This is a genomic window from Lyngbya sp. CCY1209 (assembly GCF_035615495.1).
GTDB lineage: Bacteria > Cyanobacteriota > Cyanobacteriia > Cyanobacteriales > Microcoleaceae > Limnospira.
This window is the reverse complement of record NZ_JAJENU010000497.1, coordinates 19,901-33,865: the sequence shown is the minus strand read 5'-3', so window position 1 is coordinate 33,865 and position 13,965 is coordinate 19,901. Positions and strand designations below refer to the sequence as shown.

Below are 13,965 nucleotides of genomic sequence, written 5' to 3'. Positions count from 1 at the left end.
AGTTCGAGGCCGGGTATCTTTCCAGATTAAATCATCGCAGCACAACAAATCAAGGTCAAGGGTTCCCAGCCCCCACCCCCCCGAAAGCCGTCAAAAAAAATAAAATTAATAATTATTAATTGTTAATTGTTAATTGTTGACCGGTTCTTGGTACAGGGGAACCGTAAATGTCACCGTCGATCCGAGCCCTTCTCCCAAGCTGTAAAACTTGACGGAACCGCCCATCGCCTGCACCAGTTTTTGGGAGATGACCAGACCCAATCCGGTGCCGCCGTATTGGCGGGTGTATCCGCTGTCCACCTGGGAAAATGCCTTGAATAAGCGGTCTTGTTTTTCCAGGGGGACGCCGATGCCGGTATCGACGACGCGAAATTCGATGAATCCCGGCAGTTCTTGATTTTGAATGACCACTTTTTGTTTGACCATTCCCGTGCTGATGTTGATGCCGCCCTCGTGGGTGAATTTGATCGCATTTCCCACCAAATTTAGCATAACTTGCAACAATCTTTGATAGTTCGCATAGACGATCAATTCGTCGTTCAAAGCGGCGGGTTGGATGGTGAAATTCAGACCTTTTTGTTGGACTTGGGGGCGGGTGAACTGTTCGACTTCCCGCAGCAGTTCCCCGACTTTCACCAGGGCTAGGTCGATTTCCATTTTCCCCGCTTCGATCTTGGCGATATCGAGGACATCGTTGATCAAATTGAGGAGATGGAGGGCGGCGCGGTGGGCTTCGAGTATGAACTCCCGCTCTTCCTCCGGGTCGTCCACCATGCAGTCCAAAACGAGTTTGAGAAAGCCGATGATCCCGTTAAGGGGGGTCCGCAGTTCGTGGGAGGTGTTGGCGAGAAATTCGCTTTTGAGGCGGGAGAGGGCGACGGCTTCGGCCCGGGCCTCTTCCAATTCTTGGTAGAGGGTGGCGTGGGCGAGGGCGGTGCCGACGTGGGTGGCCAGTTCCCGGACGAAATCGATCTCGGCCGCGGTCCACTGGCGGAAGCGATCGCACTGGTGGAGGGCGATCAGGGCGTTGGGTTGGTCCTGGTAGGCGGTGGCGACGACGAGGATCGAGTGGCGGCGGTAGGGGTCGTTTTCCGGGACGCTGCGCTCGACGACCACGGGTTCGAGGGTTTTCACGGCTTGGGCCCAGCCCAATTCGCGCTCGACGGACAAGTCCAACCCCAGCATCATCCGGGTGCCCTCTTGGCGGTACTCGGCGACCACCTGGGTTTGCAAGTTATTGTACCCGTCATCCCGGCCGGGGCGGTGGGGGCAGATGATGCAGCGGCTCACCCCCAACACCTGGCCGAGGCTGTCAACGGTCTGCTGCCAAATTTGCTTCAAATCGAGGGTGCGGCGAATTTTTTGGGCGATTTGGCCGAGGATGGTCTGGTAAATCTGGGAGCTGGGGGGGACGGTGCGGCAGAGGGTCCCGGCAATTTGCACCAGCATTTTTTGCTGGATGTCGAAGTTGGAGGGCAGGGAACGGTAGGCGATCACTTCGTCGGCCGCCGAATTGGGGGGCAGTTGCACGTTCTCCAGCAGCCGTCCCATTACCAAGATCTCGGTGGCGGTGCCGTCGGATTTGAGGATGGGACTGACAATCAATTCGACGGGGAAATATTGGTCTTCGTAACCGAACGGGTAGCTGAACCGTTCCGGGATCGAACTTTCCAGGACTCGGCGCACCCGTTCCAGATAGGGCTGGAGGACGACCGGTTTGAAGGAGTCTTCCATGGAAGTGCCCACGATGCGATCGGCACGAATGGGATGGCGATCGCCCCGTCGCCAGGAAAAATATAGATATTGACCCGATTGATTTTGAACAAAAACCAGGTCGGCTTCCAAACCCGAAAACAGCTCGGCAGAAGCCGAATTGGGGAGCGGGGAATCCGTGTCAGCATTCATGAGGATTCGCGACGGAGGATTGGCAAAAGCGTTTCGTTACCCGTTAAATCAGACTGACCCAAAGTTACCCAACAATAGAACTTGTTGACTTTGGCGCTTACTTCCTGCAACATTGGCGAACTCTCGGCAGCACTCTATTTCCACCTCGAATGAGAAATCGGAAATCGAATCCGATCGATTGCCGGGAATTTCCAATACCAGGAAAGCTGCGGGCGATCAGCCAGGGCAGACCCGACCGGATGGCGACCCCAATTCTTCCCCGACCGGGCGGTCCGCGACGGCAACGATCGCGTCAAGTTTTGGGGACGGGCGATCGAGTCGTCACCCGAGCCCGGAACCCGGAGGAGGGGTTCAATCATTCCACTCGCCTCGGGGCGGAACGGGGGGGTTGCGCTGCAGGTTGAGGGCCAGATCATCTTCGGGGCGCTCTCCCCGGAGCCACTGCCGCAGAGCGGTTTCGATCACTTTACTCGGGTCGTTCGTCAAGTGCTTGACTTGATCGAGCAGCTCGGAATCGATGTGGATCGACACTTCCACTTTGCTGGCGGCATTGGAGGAAGAAGAAGTATTTAAATTCATGACGACAAGATCCTAATGCATGAAAGCGAACACCGTAGGGCTGTCCCGACCGGAAATCCCGGCGAAGGCGGTGTTGTTTTCCATTGTACGATCTCTGTCCGATTCATCCTTCGCCGGGAAATGAGATCGGACCGGCTAGGGCGCTTCAAACTGGGAGGGGGAGGTGAAGCCCGTCTCGGGTTTGCCAACCAGGGCTTGGCTCATGAAGTCCCGCCAGATCGGAGCCACGACGGTTCCCCCCGTCGCACCGGCACTCAGGGGGGTGTAGTCATCGTTGCCCACCCAAACGGCGGTGGACAGGTGTGGCGTGTAGCCGGCAAACCAGACATCCCGCTCCGAGGAGGTGGTTCCCGTCTTGCCCGCCGCCGGCCGTCCCAGTCTAGCCCGGGTTCCCGTCCCGCTGGTAATCACCCCTTGCAGGACGCTATTGAGGGAAGCCACAGCCCACTGGTTCAGCACCAGGCGGGGTTTGGGCCGGTTATCGAGCAGGACGTTACCCTGGCTGTCGGTGACTTGCACGATAACGGTGGGGTCGGAATGCCAGCCGTCGTTGGCGAAGGTGGCGAAGGCCCCGGCCATTTCCATCGGGGTGACGTCCACCGATCCCAAGGGCAGGGAAATCACCGGCTCGATGGGGCTGGTGAAGCCGAGGATGCGGCAGACTTCGATCACCTGGTTGAGTCCCACGGCCTGACCGATTTTCACCGCCGGGATGTTGAGGGAGGATTGCAGGGCGGAGCGGATGGAGACGGCCCCGGAGAAGCCGCCGCCGTAGTTGCGGGGGGAGTAGTAGCCGTAGCCGTCCGGGTAGCTGACGGGGGTATCGTTGACGACGGAATCGGGTCCGTATTTGCCCGAGGCGAAGGCCGTGTAGTAGACGAAGGGCTTGAAGGAGGACCCGGGCTGGCGGCGGGCCTGGATGGCGCGGTTGTACTGGCTGGTCTTGTAGTCAGACCCCCCCACCATCGCCTTGATGAAGTGGGTGGTCGGATCGACGGCGGCCAGGGCGATCTGACCGTTGGTGCGATCGCGGTAGATGCCCCGGTAGTAGAGGCGGTCATGCCACTCGCTCACCGTCCGCTCGGCCATGCGCTGGAAGTTCAGGTCGATGCTGGTCTGCACCCGCATCCCCCCTTTCAACACCGCGTCCCGGCCGAACTGCTTCGTCAACTCCTGCACCACGGCCTCGGTGACGTAGGGCAACTGGCTGGTGCGGAAGGAGGTGATCGTGCCCACCAAAAGTGGCTGTTTCTTGGCCTCGGCCGCCTCTTGGGGGGTGATCCACTTCAGTTCGGCCATCCGGTCCAAAACGATCGCCTGCCGTCGTTTGGCGAGCTGGTAGTTCGCGAAGGGGCTGTAATCCTCGGGCGCCGGGATCAATCCCGCCATCAGCGCCGCCTCGGCCAGGTTCAGCTCCGACGCCGGCTTGTTGAAATAACTCTGGGAGGCCGTCTCCACCCCGTACAAGTTGTGGCCCCAATACACCTGGTTGAGGTAGAGCTCCAAAATCTCATCTTTTTCTAAAATCTGTTCCAGGCGAATCGCCATCACCGCCTCAGCCGCTTTCCGGCTGATCGTCCGGTTGGGGGACAGGAACAGGTTCTTGACCAACTGCATCGTCAGGGTCGAACCCCCCTCCACCGTTTCCCCGCTCTCCAGGTTGGCGACGAAGGCCCGCACGATCCCCGTGGGATAGATCCCCTTGTGGTAGTAAAAATTGCTGTCTTCAATCGCCAGCACCGCCCGCTTCAGGTCCGGGGAAATTTCGTCGAGGGAAACCACCTCCCGGTTCGCCTCGTCGTGGAGGCTGGCCAGGGGTTTGCCGTTGATGTCGTAGATGTGGGTCGTTTCGGTGGGAACGTAGTTCTGCAACACCCGCACGTCCGGAAGGTTGCGGAAACTCACGGCCAGACCAACCAAACCTCCGGCCACCACAGAACTGGCTAACATGGTCGTACCCAGCAGCGTTCCGGCCGTGACCTTGCTGACTGACTGAATGAAGTCAAATAGGCCCGACGATGATTCGAGCCGTCGTTGGCGTCGGATTGCGTTTGTTGATGACACGTTAATTTCACTCCGCTCCAGGAAAACAGGGTAACAGGGGATCTGACTTCGGGGTTCGGTCCGGGTCAGCCCTCACCCCACTGAATCCAAGGATATAGCATCTGCTTCTGTGCGATCGCATCGGCGACAATCCCCGGACTCAAATCTTTTTCTTCCGTTTGCCGATCGGGTGAGTGGGAACCTCCGCAACATCTCGGATCGATCCGGACGGGCGGGGGAACCCGACATCCCAATCCCGACAGAAAACGATCGGAAAATGATAGGATTCTGTGTGAGTTGGGTCACGATGCCCACACTCGTTGATCAGGAATCAAGATTAACGCATCTCGCCCTGCATTCGCAAAAGTTTCTATCCTGCCATGATTGTGAGTCAACCTGTCGCGGAGAGCTCGCCCGGAGCCTCTCTGCAAAATTTTCCCCGACTGCGCCGGGGCATCAACGAAGTTTTCCCGGAACTGCCGGATTCTCCCAACCCCGAGGAGAATTTGGGCCGGCGGTTGGCTCAGAGCGATCGCCCCCTGCGGATCAAGTTGGGGATCGACCCCACGGGTTCCGATATCCACCTCGGACACAGCATCATTTTTCGCAAGCTGCGGGCGTTCCAGGACGAGGGACACACGGCGGTCCTGATCATCGGCGATTTGACCGCCCGCATCGGCGACCCCACCGGCAAATCCGAGGTCCGCAAGCAACTCACCGCCGAGGACGTCGAACGCAACGCCCAAACTTACCTGGACCAACTGCGCCCGATTTTGGATTTCGACACCCCCGGACGCCTGGAAATTCGCCGCAATTCGGAATGGCTGTCCAAACTCGACCTGGCGAAAATCTTGGACCTGCTCTCCCGGATGACCGTAGGCCAGATGTTGGCGAAGGAGGGATTTTCTCTCCGGTTTGAAAAGGAAAATCCCATCTATTTGCACGAATTTCTCTACCCCCTCATGCAGGGATACGATTCGGTGGCCGTGGCAGCGGACGTGGAATTGGGAGGAACCGATCAGAAATTCAACCTCGCCGTGGGGCGGGATTTGCAGCGCTATTTCGGACAGCGCCCCCAGTTCGGTTTATTGATGCCGATTTTGATCGGGACGGACGGGGTGCAAAAAATGTCCAAGTCCCTGGGAAATTACGTCGGGCTTTCGGAAGATCCCCTGACCATGTACTCGAAATTGGAGAAAGTCCCCGACAGTTTGATCGCCGAATATTTCGAGTTGCTCACCGATCGCCCCCTGGATAAACTCCCCGAAAATCCCCGCGATCGCCAAAAATTATTAGCCCTCGATGTCGTCACCCAATACCACGGTGAAGCGGCGGCTTCGGAAGCCCAAAAGGCGGCTTTAACTTTGGTGCAGGGAGATGCGAAACGGGCCGAAGCCGTCCCGGAATTTTCCCTGGAAACCGTGGAGTTCCCCGCCAAGTTATTCTATATTTTGGGTGCCAGCGACCTGTGCAAGAGCGGCAGCGATGCGAGGCGACAAATTCAGAACGGTGCGGTGCGGATCGACGGCGATCGCGTCTCCGACCCCAACCTCACTTTCGACTCCCCCGACGAACTCAAAGGCCGGGTCCTGCAAGTTGGAAAAAAGAAATTTGTCCGGTTGGTTTAAACCCCCAATCCCCGACGTTCTCCAGAATTGGGCAACCCTATAAGGTTGCCCCCACCCAGAAGGGAAAGAGAATCGGTCATATTTCATTTTTCACTTTCCCCACACCCCACACCCCACCCCCCACACCCCAATTCGACAACCATGACGATCGATAATGTTATTGTCCCCTTAGATGTCCCCACCCAGGCGGATGCGATCGCCCTGATCGAAACCCTGCCCCAAGTTTCGTTTTGGAAGGTGGGATTGGAGCTGTTCGTCAGTTGCGGGCCGCAAATTTTAAAGCAGCTCAAACAGCGCAACAAACGCATTTTTTTGGATCTGAAAATTCACGACATTCCCAACACTGTGGCGGGGGCTTGCCGCGCCGCCGCCAGTTACGGGGTGGATTTGATTACCATTCACGCCACCGCCGGAAAAGTCGCCCTGAGAGCGGCTCAGGAAGCGTCGGAGATCGGCGCGAAAGAGGCGGGCGTACCCGCCCCCCAATTGATCGCCATCACCCTCCTGACGAGCCTCAACGCCCGGGAATTGGCTTTCGACCTCAAAATTCCCCTGGAACTGCCGGAGTACGCCTTACACATGGCATTGTTGGCGAAGGACTGCGGTTTGGCGGGGGCGGTTTGTTCTCCCCAGGAGGTGGAACAGTTGCGGCGGACCTGCGGGGATGATTTTTTGCTGGTGTGTCCCGGTGTCCGTCCGAGTTGGGCGGAAAAGGGCGATCAGCGGCGATCGCGCACCCCTTCGGAAGCGGTGAAGGCGGGGGCGAATTATTTGGTGATCGGGCGCCCCATCACCCAGGCGAATAACCCGTCGGCGGCGTTGAAGTTGATTTCGGAAGAACTCAAAATGATTTAATTAGGAGTGAGAAGAATCCGAGGATTTTGAGCTTTGGAAGTCGATCGCGGCGGGGGGTTTGTTGCCGGTGTTGCGGACGTCGATCAGCCGGTTGAGGAGGTCGAACCAAAACGATGATCCCATCGAGATCGCGATCGCGGTCAGGGTCCAACCTAAAATCGCCCGCAGCAGTTTGAAGCTGGAAAAGTCGGCCCCGAATTGATAACTTAAATTGGCGGCGTTCCAACCCACGGGGAGAGAGAAAAACTCCCGTTCCACCCCGTTTAAAAAATTCGGGCTGACGAGGCTTTGGCAATCTTTGGGTTCTAAAGATGCGCGTTCCAAACAGTCGAGATATTTCGACAGGGCATTTTCGCTCAAAACGAAGTCAACATTTTGGCTCACCTGTTCGCGGAGGACGGGTTCCAAAGACAGGCGGGTGGCGAGATTTAAAGTATCGACATTCAGCAGGACGGCGACGGCGAAACCGAGCACCAAAATCATCCCTTTTACGCGACGCTTGAAGACTCCGGAGGCGCGATCCATCGACTGTTTAAACCACCCGATCAACTCGGATTCCAAGGATTTGATAAAGGGTTTCTTGTCGCCGTCGATCTGGGCTTTGTTGGCCAGCGATCGCATCAGTTCGATCCGCTCTTTGTCGAGGAGCTTTTGGACTTCATCGGAGGCGATCGCTTCCCGGAAGTCTTCCACGGAAAGCGACACGATTCTTTCTTCGATCCCCGCCGCTTCCATCAACAGGTCGATCAGCGCCAGGGCGAAGATTTCGTCGGGGATGTAAGACGGACCCGCCGCCCCCTTGTCGCGATCCATTTTGTAATTTTTCAGCGATCGAATTAACGGATGTTCGTACAACTTCCGGGCGATTTCCGCTCCCAAAATACTCTCGATGGACGATTTCAGGTTTTTGGCCCGCCAATCAAATAAGTACGCCGAAATCAGTTCTTGCAGGTCGGAAACCAGCAGGCTCAAAATGAGGTAAACTAAAAACAAACCGATCGCGACGTTGAGCAGAGAAGGAATATTCATCTCGTCAATTGATGCCGTACAATTCTACCGAAAGATTGACACCCGGTTTCCGGGGCTCGGGGGAGCCGATCAACCGCGTCCCTCGCGCCGATCTCGCCGGACTGTGCCCCGGCGAAACTGAAAAACCGGCTCCCTGGCGAAAATCTCCCTTTTCATCCTCGCTTCCTTACCCCGATGCCGGGGGGCGATCAACAGTCGGAGAAGGGTTTCCGAAATTAATTATACGCGGGATGGGCGGCTGACTCGTTTAATATAAATAATTATTGCAAAACATTGACATGGAACTATATATCTGATATAATATTAAGAAGGCTAAATGTAAAAAAAGGGTCATTGCGCGGAGCGAACGATCTTGACAAGTTGACAGCTCGGTGTCAGGATTGGAGGGTCTATCCAGACAAAAATCAAAGAAATTATTCGGGCATCTATGCAATGGTAAAGGCGATTGTCATACCGACAATTACAGTCGCCCCCAAATAACCCCAAAAGTCACCAGAATACTGGCGATCGTCAAAGGAGAAGTTATGTCAGATATAACCAAAGAAGAAATGCGCGAAAGGCTGGCGAACATCGAGCAAATTCGCGATATAATTTTTGGTTCAAATATTCGGGAATTTAATAATCGCTTCGAGAAAATGGAGTCCGACCTGTCCCGACTCCAGCAGGAACTGTACGATTATGCCCAACAGGTGAAGAGTATTTTATCGACCGAAATCCGGGCGACCAACGAATCCTTGGAAAAAAAGATCAAGACTCTCGGCAGCGAAAGCAAAGAAGAGGCGGCGGAACTGCGACAGCAGCTCGAACGGCTCAACCGCAAGTTTTCCAACGGCATCGAAGCCCTCGACGAATCTCTCGACAGTCAGACCACCTTGCTCCGGGAAGAATTTACCGAAACCCGCGATCGCTTGCAAGAGGACTTTAGGGACTTGAAAAAACAGGTGTTCGAGCAGCTCGATCAGCGGTTGTCGATGATCAGAGATACGAAGGTTTCCAAACATGACATGGCGGAAATCCTATTTGAAATGGGGATGAAGCTGAAGGGAACCGAATTCGTGCCGCAGCTCCAAGAAGCCGCCGATACGAATATGTACACCGACATTCAACTGCTGGAAGGGACCGAGAATAAATAAACCGTTTTGACCGTGGGAAAGGGGCGGTTTGAAATGGCATCAATTGGGCGAGGTCAATTCGGGATGCTTTGGCCGCGACAATTCAATTCAAAAATTGGGGGTAGCATCCGATGGGCAGATCCAACAAAAAAACGGCCACCATGAACGGGCAGAAAGATGTCGATTTAAAATCCCACCAGCCGGAAGAACAACTGGAAGGATTGGTCAATCTGTTGGTGGATGTTTTGATCGGAAAGTCCGACGCCGATCGCATCCCCGAAAATTTGCCGCCATTCCCAGACGCAGACAATTCAAGGGTTGAGAATGAAAAGAGCGAGCCGGAAAACAGGGTAGAGGCTTTTTCCCATCAGCCCGAGGAAAATCGGGCGGTCCGACTCGAAGAGCGGTTTTCCGGCGATCGCGACCATTTGCCGAACCCACCCGTCACCTCCTCGGAATTGGTGCCCGAAGGTGAGGAATTGCGAACCGAGAGGCTGCGGTTAATTGAAATCGACCCCGACGAGTGCGGCCAGTCGGAGGAGAAATGGACGGAGGATGGAAATGGGGACTCCCATTCGGGGGGTGATGTTTCCTCCGATCGTTGGCATCAAAAACAGACCGCCTCGGAGTCTGCCGGGGGCGACGAAACCGATACAGAAATCAAACCGGCAGAAGATGTTTCCGATCCGTTCGACGCCTTGCAGGATTTACTGCTCGGTTCAAAGTTATCAGAATTTGAAGAAATCACGAAAGCTTGTCTTGAAACTGAGTTACCGAAGCTGCACGAAAAAATCGCTTCTACCGATCAGAAACTCCAAACGGTTCAGGAGAACTTTGACGATCCGGACAAAATTTTTCAGCTCTTGGTTCCGGCGATACAAGAAATTATAAGCCGCGAAATTACCGCATCTAAAGAAGATGTCATTTCTTCAATCGTGCCGATCATCGATGAAATCATTACCAGTAAAAAGCGACAAAATAAATCGGGAATGATCGATGCGATCGCCGACCTGCTACCCGGGGCGATTTCTCAGCATATTAAAAACTCTCCCGAAGAAGTGGCCCAAGCCCTGGCGCCCGAAGTCGCGATCGCGATTCGGGAGCAAAGAAAACTGGATCGGGATGCGATCGCCAACGCCTTGGCGCCGGAAATGGGGAGGGCGATCAAAGAACAAGTTCGCCTGGAACGGGATGCGATGGTGGATGCGTTGTATCCGGTGATCGGCAATACCATCAGCAAATACCTGACCGAAGCCATTCAAAATATCAACCAAAAAGTTGCCAACGCCTTGAGCGTGGAGGGAGTCACCCGAAAAGTTCGAGCCAAATTTCAAGGGGTTTCGGAAGCTGAACTGATCCTGCAGGAATCGATGCCGTTCAGCATCCAAGCTATATTTTTAATTCATAAAAGTTCGGGATTAATTATGTCCGACGTGCAAACCTCCGGCAGCCATAGCCTCGAATCGGAAATGATCGGGGGGATGTTGACGGCGATCCGGAGTTTCGTCAGCGACTGCATCGTTCAACCGGACGATTATTCGGAACTCAACGAAATTGAATATGGTGCTTCCAAAATTATTCTGGAAGTGGCGGGTTACTGCTATTTAGCCGTCGTCATCAAAGGGGAACCGACCCAAAAATTTGTTGCCAAAATGCGGAAAACGATGGGGACAATCGTTTTGGATTACGGCGACGCGATCGAAAACTTTGACGGCGATCGCGAAAGCATTCCAGCGGCCGTCAATCAACTGTTGGAGAAATTGATACAATTTCCGGTCGAAAATAAATCCAATCGGCTCCCGATCGCGCTGCTCGGTGTGGGGGTGTTTTTGGGGTTAGCCGTCCTCGTGCCTTGGGGATATTTTTCTGCTCAAAATGCCCGGGAACGGCGCATCGAAACCCAAACCGCCGAATTGTTGGACTCGACCCCCGAATTAGCGATTTATAAAATCGGCGTGGATGTGGACGGCGATCGCTTAAAATTAACCGGAAAAGTTCCCAATGAAAGACTGCGAAACTTGGCGGGAAGTCTGGCGTTATCCACCGCCCCAGAGTTGGAATTGGACAATCAAACCATCGCCGTCGATGTCCCCCCCGATCCCGTCGCCACCGCCGGGGAAGTGGAGCGATTGACCGCCCTCTTTAACGAACTTCCCGGCATTTCAATTCAAACCAATTATCGCGATCGCCAAGTCGCGATCGATGGTCAAGTCAGGCAAATGAAAGATGCCCATAAAATTTCCGAAGCCTTTGAAAAAATTCCCGGAGTCCGGTCGGTTTTCAGCACCTTAAAAGTCGATCCGGTACACATCGAAAACCGCATTTACTTCGACGGGGGGTCGGCCCAATTGAACCCCAAAGATATCGCCATCATCGCCCGCATCAAAGACGTTCTCCATCGCTATCCCCGACTCTCCCTCAAAATAATCGGCCACACCGATGTCAGGGGCAATGCCGCCAAAAACCAGCAATTGGCCCTCAAGCGAGCCGAAGCCGTGCGGGACGCTCTCACTCAACAGGGTATCGACCCGAACCGCCTGGAAGTGGTGGGGAACCCGGAGCCACCGACCGATGTCGCATCTCATCAACCTTTCCTGTTGGGCAGAACTGTGGTATTTGAAATCATAGAAAAATCGGCAGAATAACCTCAATAAAATGTCTACAATCTCCAAAAAAATGTGCATGGTCGGCGATTTCAGCGTCGGCAAAACCAGCCTGATCCGGCAATTCGTCGATCGCCAATTCAGCGACCAATATTTATCAACCGTGGGAGTCAAAATTTCCCGGAAAAATGTCGAATTGCGGGATGTAAAAGGGCAAGAAACGCTGAATTTGCAGTTGTTAATTTGGGATATCGAAGGACACACGAAATTCAAGGCGATCGCGCCCTCTTACCTGCGGGGGGCCGCCGGGGTGATGTTGGTCGCGGATCTGACCCGCCCAGAAACGATCGAGCGCCTGATCGAACATTTTAATTTGTTTTTATCCGTGAATCCCAAGGGAGAAATAATCGTCGCTTTGAACAAATCCGATTTGGTGGGCGAGTCCCAACTGCAAAAGCTGACCCGGTGCGTCCCGCCCGAAATCTGCGAAAAAGCCGTGGGAATTTATCAGACTTCAGCGAAAACGGGCGATTATGTCGATGAAATTTTTCAAAAATTGGCCGAGAAGATGGTGGAACCCGCTTGACCCGCGATCGCAATTTGAGCCGGAGAAGGACAGCTCGAACCAGTATAATTAATGAGTGTCAAGATGTGTCGAAAATCAAATCGAGGACGACATGAAACAGGTTCGGCCCAAAATTGTAGTTCCCCATCACTTAGAATATCTGATTTTGGATGGCAATTTCATCGTCCGTGAAATTTCGGCGACGGCGGGGGATTTTGCCGACCCACCCGAACAGTTAATTCCCGGCGAGGATGTCCGCAACGGGTTCCCGGAACTGTTCGGAACCGAAGAAATTTTGGCGGAAGTTTTGCGGGGAGAACTGCCCAGCTTTGAATTGAAGGGGATCGGTCGTTTCTCCGAAGCATCTCCCCCCGTTTATTTCGATTTATTTGTCAACCCCCATCGCCATCCAGAAACCCAGGAAGAGCAGCTCATTATTTTCTTGGCAAACGTGACAGAACGGATGGTTCTGGAACAAAAGTTAGTCCAAGCGACCAACGAAACCAGCCTTTTGTTAAATGCTCTGGCGGAAAGCGAAGAACGATATCGCGATCTGTTTGAAAATGCCAGCGATTTGATCCAGTCTTTCGGCCCCGACGGTCATTTCATGTACGTCAACAGAGCCTGGAAAGAAACCCTCGGATATGCGGACTCGGAAATCAAAGATCTGACGATTTTTGATATCATTCATCCCGACAGCAAATTTCAATTTTTGCAAATTTTTTCCCGTTTGATATCGGGGGAAGCGATCGATTCTTTGAGGTCAGAATTTATCACAAAAGATCGCCGGACGATCGCGGTCGAAGGCAGTATCAATTGCAAATTGAAAGATGGCAAAGCGATCGCCACCCGGGCGATTTTGAGAGACATCACCGCACGGTTGCTGTCGGAAGCAGCCTTGCAGCGGGAACGAGAACAAACGGAACGGCTGTTGCTGAACATATTGCCCAAAAAAATTGCCGACAAGCTCAAACGCCAACCCAGCATCATGGCCGAAAGTTTTTCCGAGGTGACAGTTTTGTTCGCCGATATCGTCGGTTTTACGGAGTTGGCATCCCAGCTTTCTCCGGTGGATTTGGTTAACCTCCTTAATCAAATTTTTTCCGCTTTCGACCTCCTCACCGAAGCCTACGAATTGGAGAAAATAAAAACGATCGGAGATGCTTACATGGTGGTCGGTGGCCTGCCCACCCGGCGGGACGATCACGCGATCGCCATCGCCGAAATGGCCCTGAAAATGCAAAAAGTTTTGGGCGAGTTCAATCGTACACGGGACAAAAAATTGAGCATCCGCATCGGCATTCACAGCGGACCCGTCGTGGCAGGGGTGATCGGCCTGAAAAAGTTTATCTACGATTTGTGGGGGGATACGGTCAACACCGCATCTCGGATGGAGTCTCACGGCATACCCGGAAAAATTCACGTCTCAGAGGTGACATATCAACTGTTAAAAGACCGGTATTTATTCGAGAAGCGAGAGCCGATCTACGTCAAAGGAAAAGGTCAAATGAACACCTATTTTCTCTTCGATATGGATGAAAATAACGACGACAATCAGGGCGAAAATTTTTGTCTTATACCACCCGATCGCACTCCGCCACCTTTCGCCCCCATTTCCGAAACAGAACGGCCGGGAAATTGAGGCG

At 54.0% G+C, this 13,965-nt stretch carries 10 protein-coding genes; 6 read left to right on the top strand and 4 right to left on the bottom strand.

Features of this window, described 5'->3' with window-relative positions:
- Positions 1-129: 129 nt before the first annotated feature.
- The 3 genes from LKE08_RS15655 to LKE08_RS15645 all read right to left on the bottom strand — a co-directional run bounded on the left by LKE08_RS15655 (position 130) and on the right by LKE08_RS15645 (position 4,434).
- Positions 130-1,905, bottom strand: coding sequence for an ATP-binding protein (locus tag LKE08_RS15655; RefSeq protein ID WP_324705175.1), 1,776 nt, complete (start codon positions 1,903-1,905; stop codon positions 130-132).
- Positions 1,906-2,256: 351 nt separating this feature from the next.
- A complete protein-coding gene (locus LKE08_RS15650; protein ID WP_324705174.1) occupies positions 2,257-2,484 on the bottom strand; it encodes a type II toxin-antitoxin system CcdA family antitoxin in 228 nt (75 codons plus the stop codon).
- A 135-nt stretch (positions 2,485-2,619) separates the two neighbouring features.
- Positions 2,620-4,434 carry a penicillin-binding protein 1A gene (locus tag LKE08_RS15645; RefSeq protein ID WP_324705186.1) on the bottom strand — a complete coding sequence of 605 codons (1,815 nt, stop codon included), beginning with the start codon at positions 4,432-4,434 and terminating at the stop codon, positions 2,620-2,622.
- 473 nt (positions 4,435-4,907) lie between these two features.
- Here LKE08_RS15645 and tyrS point away from each other — a divergent pair, with 473 nt between their 5' ends.
- Together tyrS and pyrF are read left to right on the top strand one after the other, a co-directional pair.
- Positions 4,908-6,155 carry a tyrosine--tRNA ligase gene (gene tyrS, locus LKE08_RS15640; RefSeq protein WP_324705173.1) on the top strand — a complete coding sequence of 416 codons (1,248 nt, stop codon included), beginning with the start codon at positions 4,908-4,910 and terminating at the stop codon, positions 6,153-6,155.
- A gap of 141 nt (positions 6,156-6,296) precedes the next feature.
- Entirely contained in the window at positions 6,297-7,010 is a 714-nt protein-coding gene (gene pyrF, locus LKE08_RS15635; protein ID WP_324705172.1) for an orotidine-5'-phosphate decarboxylase, read from the top strand.
- On the opposite strand, the gene LKE08_RS15630 is transcribed toward pyrF, so the two are convergent.
- On the bottom strand, positions 7,011-8,039 hold the full coding sequence (locus LKE08_RS15630; protein ID WP_324705171.1) for a hypothetical protein: 1,029 nt from the start codon (positions 8,037-8,039) through the stop codon (positions 7,011-7,013).
- Positions 8,040-8,563: 524 nt separating this feature from the next.
- Between LKE08_RS15630 and LKE08_RS15625 the strand changes: the two genes are divergently transcribed.
- The 4 genes from LKE08_RS15625 (at position 8,564) to LKE08_RS15610 (ending at position 13,961) form a co-directional block, all read left to right on the top strand.
- Complete coding sequence (locus LKE08_RS15625) at positions 8,564-9,172, top strand: hypothetical protein (RefSeq protein ID WP_324705170.1); 609 nt, start codon at positions 8,564-8,566, stop codon at positions 9,170-9,172.
- Positions 9,173-9,282: 110 nt separating this feature from the next.
- A complete protein-coding gene (locus LKE08_RS15620) occupies positions 9,283-11,796 on the top strand; it encodes an OmpA family protein (protein WP_324705169.1) in 2,514 nt (837 codons plus the stop codon).
- A gap of 10 nt (positions 11,797-11,806) precedes the next feature.
- Positions 11,807-12,340 carry a Rab family GTPase gene (locus LKE08_RS15615; RefSeq protein WP_324705168.1) on the top strand — a complete coding sequence of 178 codons (534 nt, stop codon included), beginning with the start codon at positions 11,807-11,809 and terminating at the stop codon, positions 12,338-12,340.
- Between the two features lie 91 nt (positions 12,341-12,431).
- Positions 12,432-13,961 carry an adenylate/guanylate cyclase domain-containing protein gene (locus LKE08_RS15610; protein WP_324705167.1) on the top strand — a complete coding sequence of 510 codons (1,530 nt, stop codon included), beginning with the start codon at positions 12,432-12,434 and terminating at the stop codon, positions 13,959-13,961.
- Positions 13,962-13,965 lie beyond the last annotated feature (4 nt).

Excerpts from the sequence above, each read along its gene's own strand:
- LKE08_RS15655 (WP_324705175.1), bottom strand. The coding sequence starts at position 1,905 with ATGAATGCTGACACGGATTCCCCGCTCCCCAATTCGGCTTCTGCCGAG.
- LKE08_RS15650 (WP_324705174.1), bottom strand. The coding sequence starts at position 2,484 with ATGAATTTAAATACTTCTTCTTCCTCCAATGCCGCCAGCAAAGTGGAA.
- LKE08_RS15645 (WP_324705186.1), bottom strand. The coding sequence starts at position 4,434 with ATGTTAGCCAGTTCTGTGGTGGCCGGAGGTTTGGTTGGTCTGGCCGTG.
- tyrS (WP_324705173.1), top strand. The coding sequence starts at position 4,908 with ATGATTGTGAGTCAACCTGTCGCGGAGAGCTCGCCCGGAGCCTCTCTG.
- pyrF (WP_324705172.1), top strand. The coding sequence starts at position 6,297 with ATGACGATCGATAATGTTATTGTCCCCTTAGATGTCCCCACCCAGGCG.
- LKE08_RS15630 (WP_324705171.1), bottom strand. The coding sequence starts at position 8,039 with ATGAATATTCCTTCTCTGCTCAACGTCGCGATCGGTTTGTTTTTAGTT.
- LKE08_RS15625 (WP_324705170.1), top strand. The coding sequence starts at position 8,564 with ATGTCAGATATAACCAAAGAAGAAATGCGCGAAAGGCTGGCGAACATC.
- LKE08_RS15620 (WP_324705169.1), top strand. The coding sequence starts at position 9,283 with ATGGGCAGATCCAACAAAAAAACGGCCACCATGAACGGGCAGAAAGAT.
- LKE08_RS15615 (WP_324705168.1), top strand. The coding sequence starts at position 11,807 with ATGTCTACAATCTCCAAAAAAATGTGCATGGTCGGCGATTTCAGCGTC.
- LKE08_RS15610 (WP_324705167.1), top strand. The coding sequence starts at position 12,432 with ATGAAACAGGTTCGGCCCAAAATTGTAGTTCCCCATCACTTAGAATAT.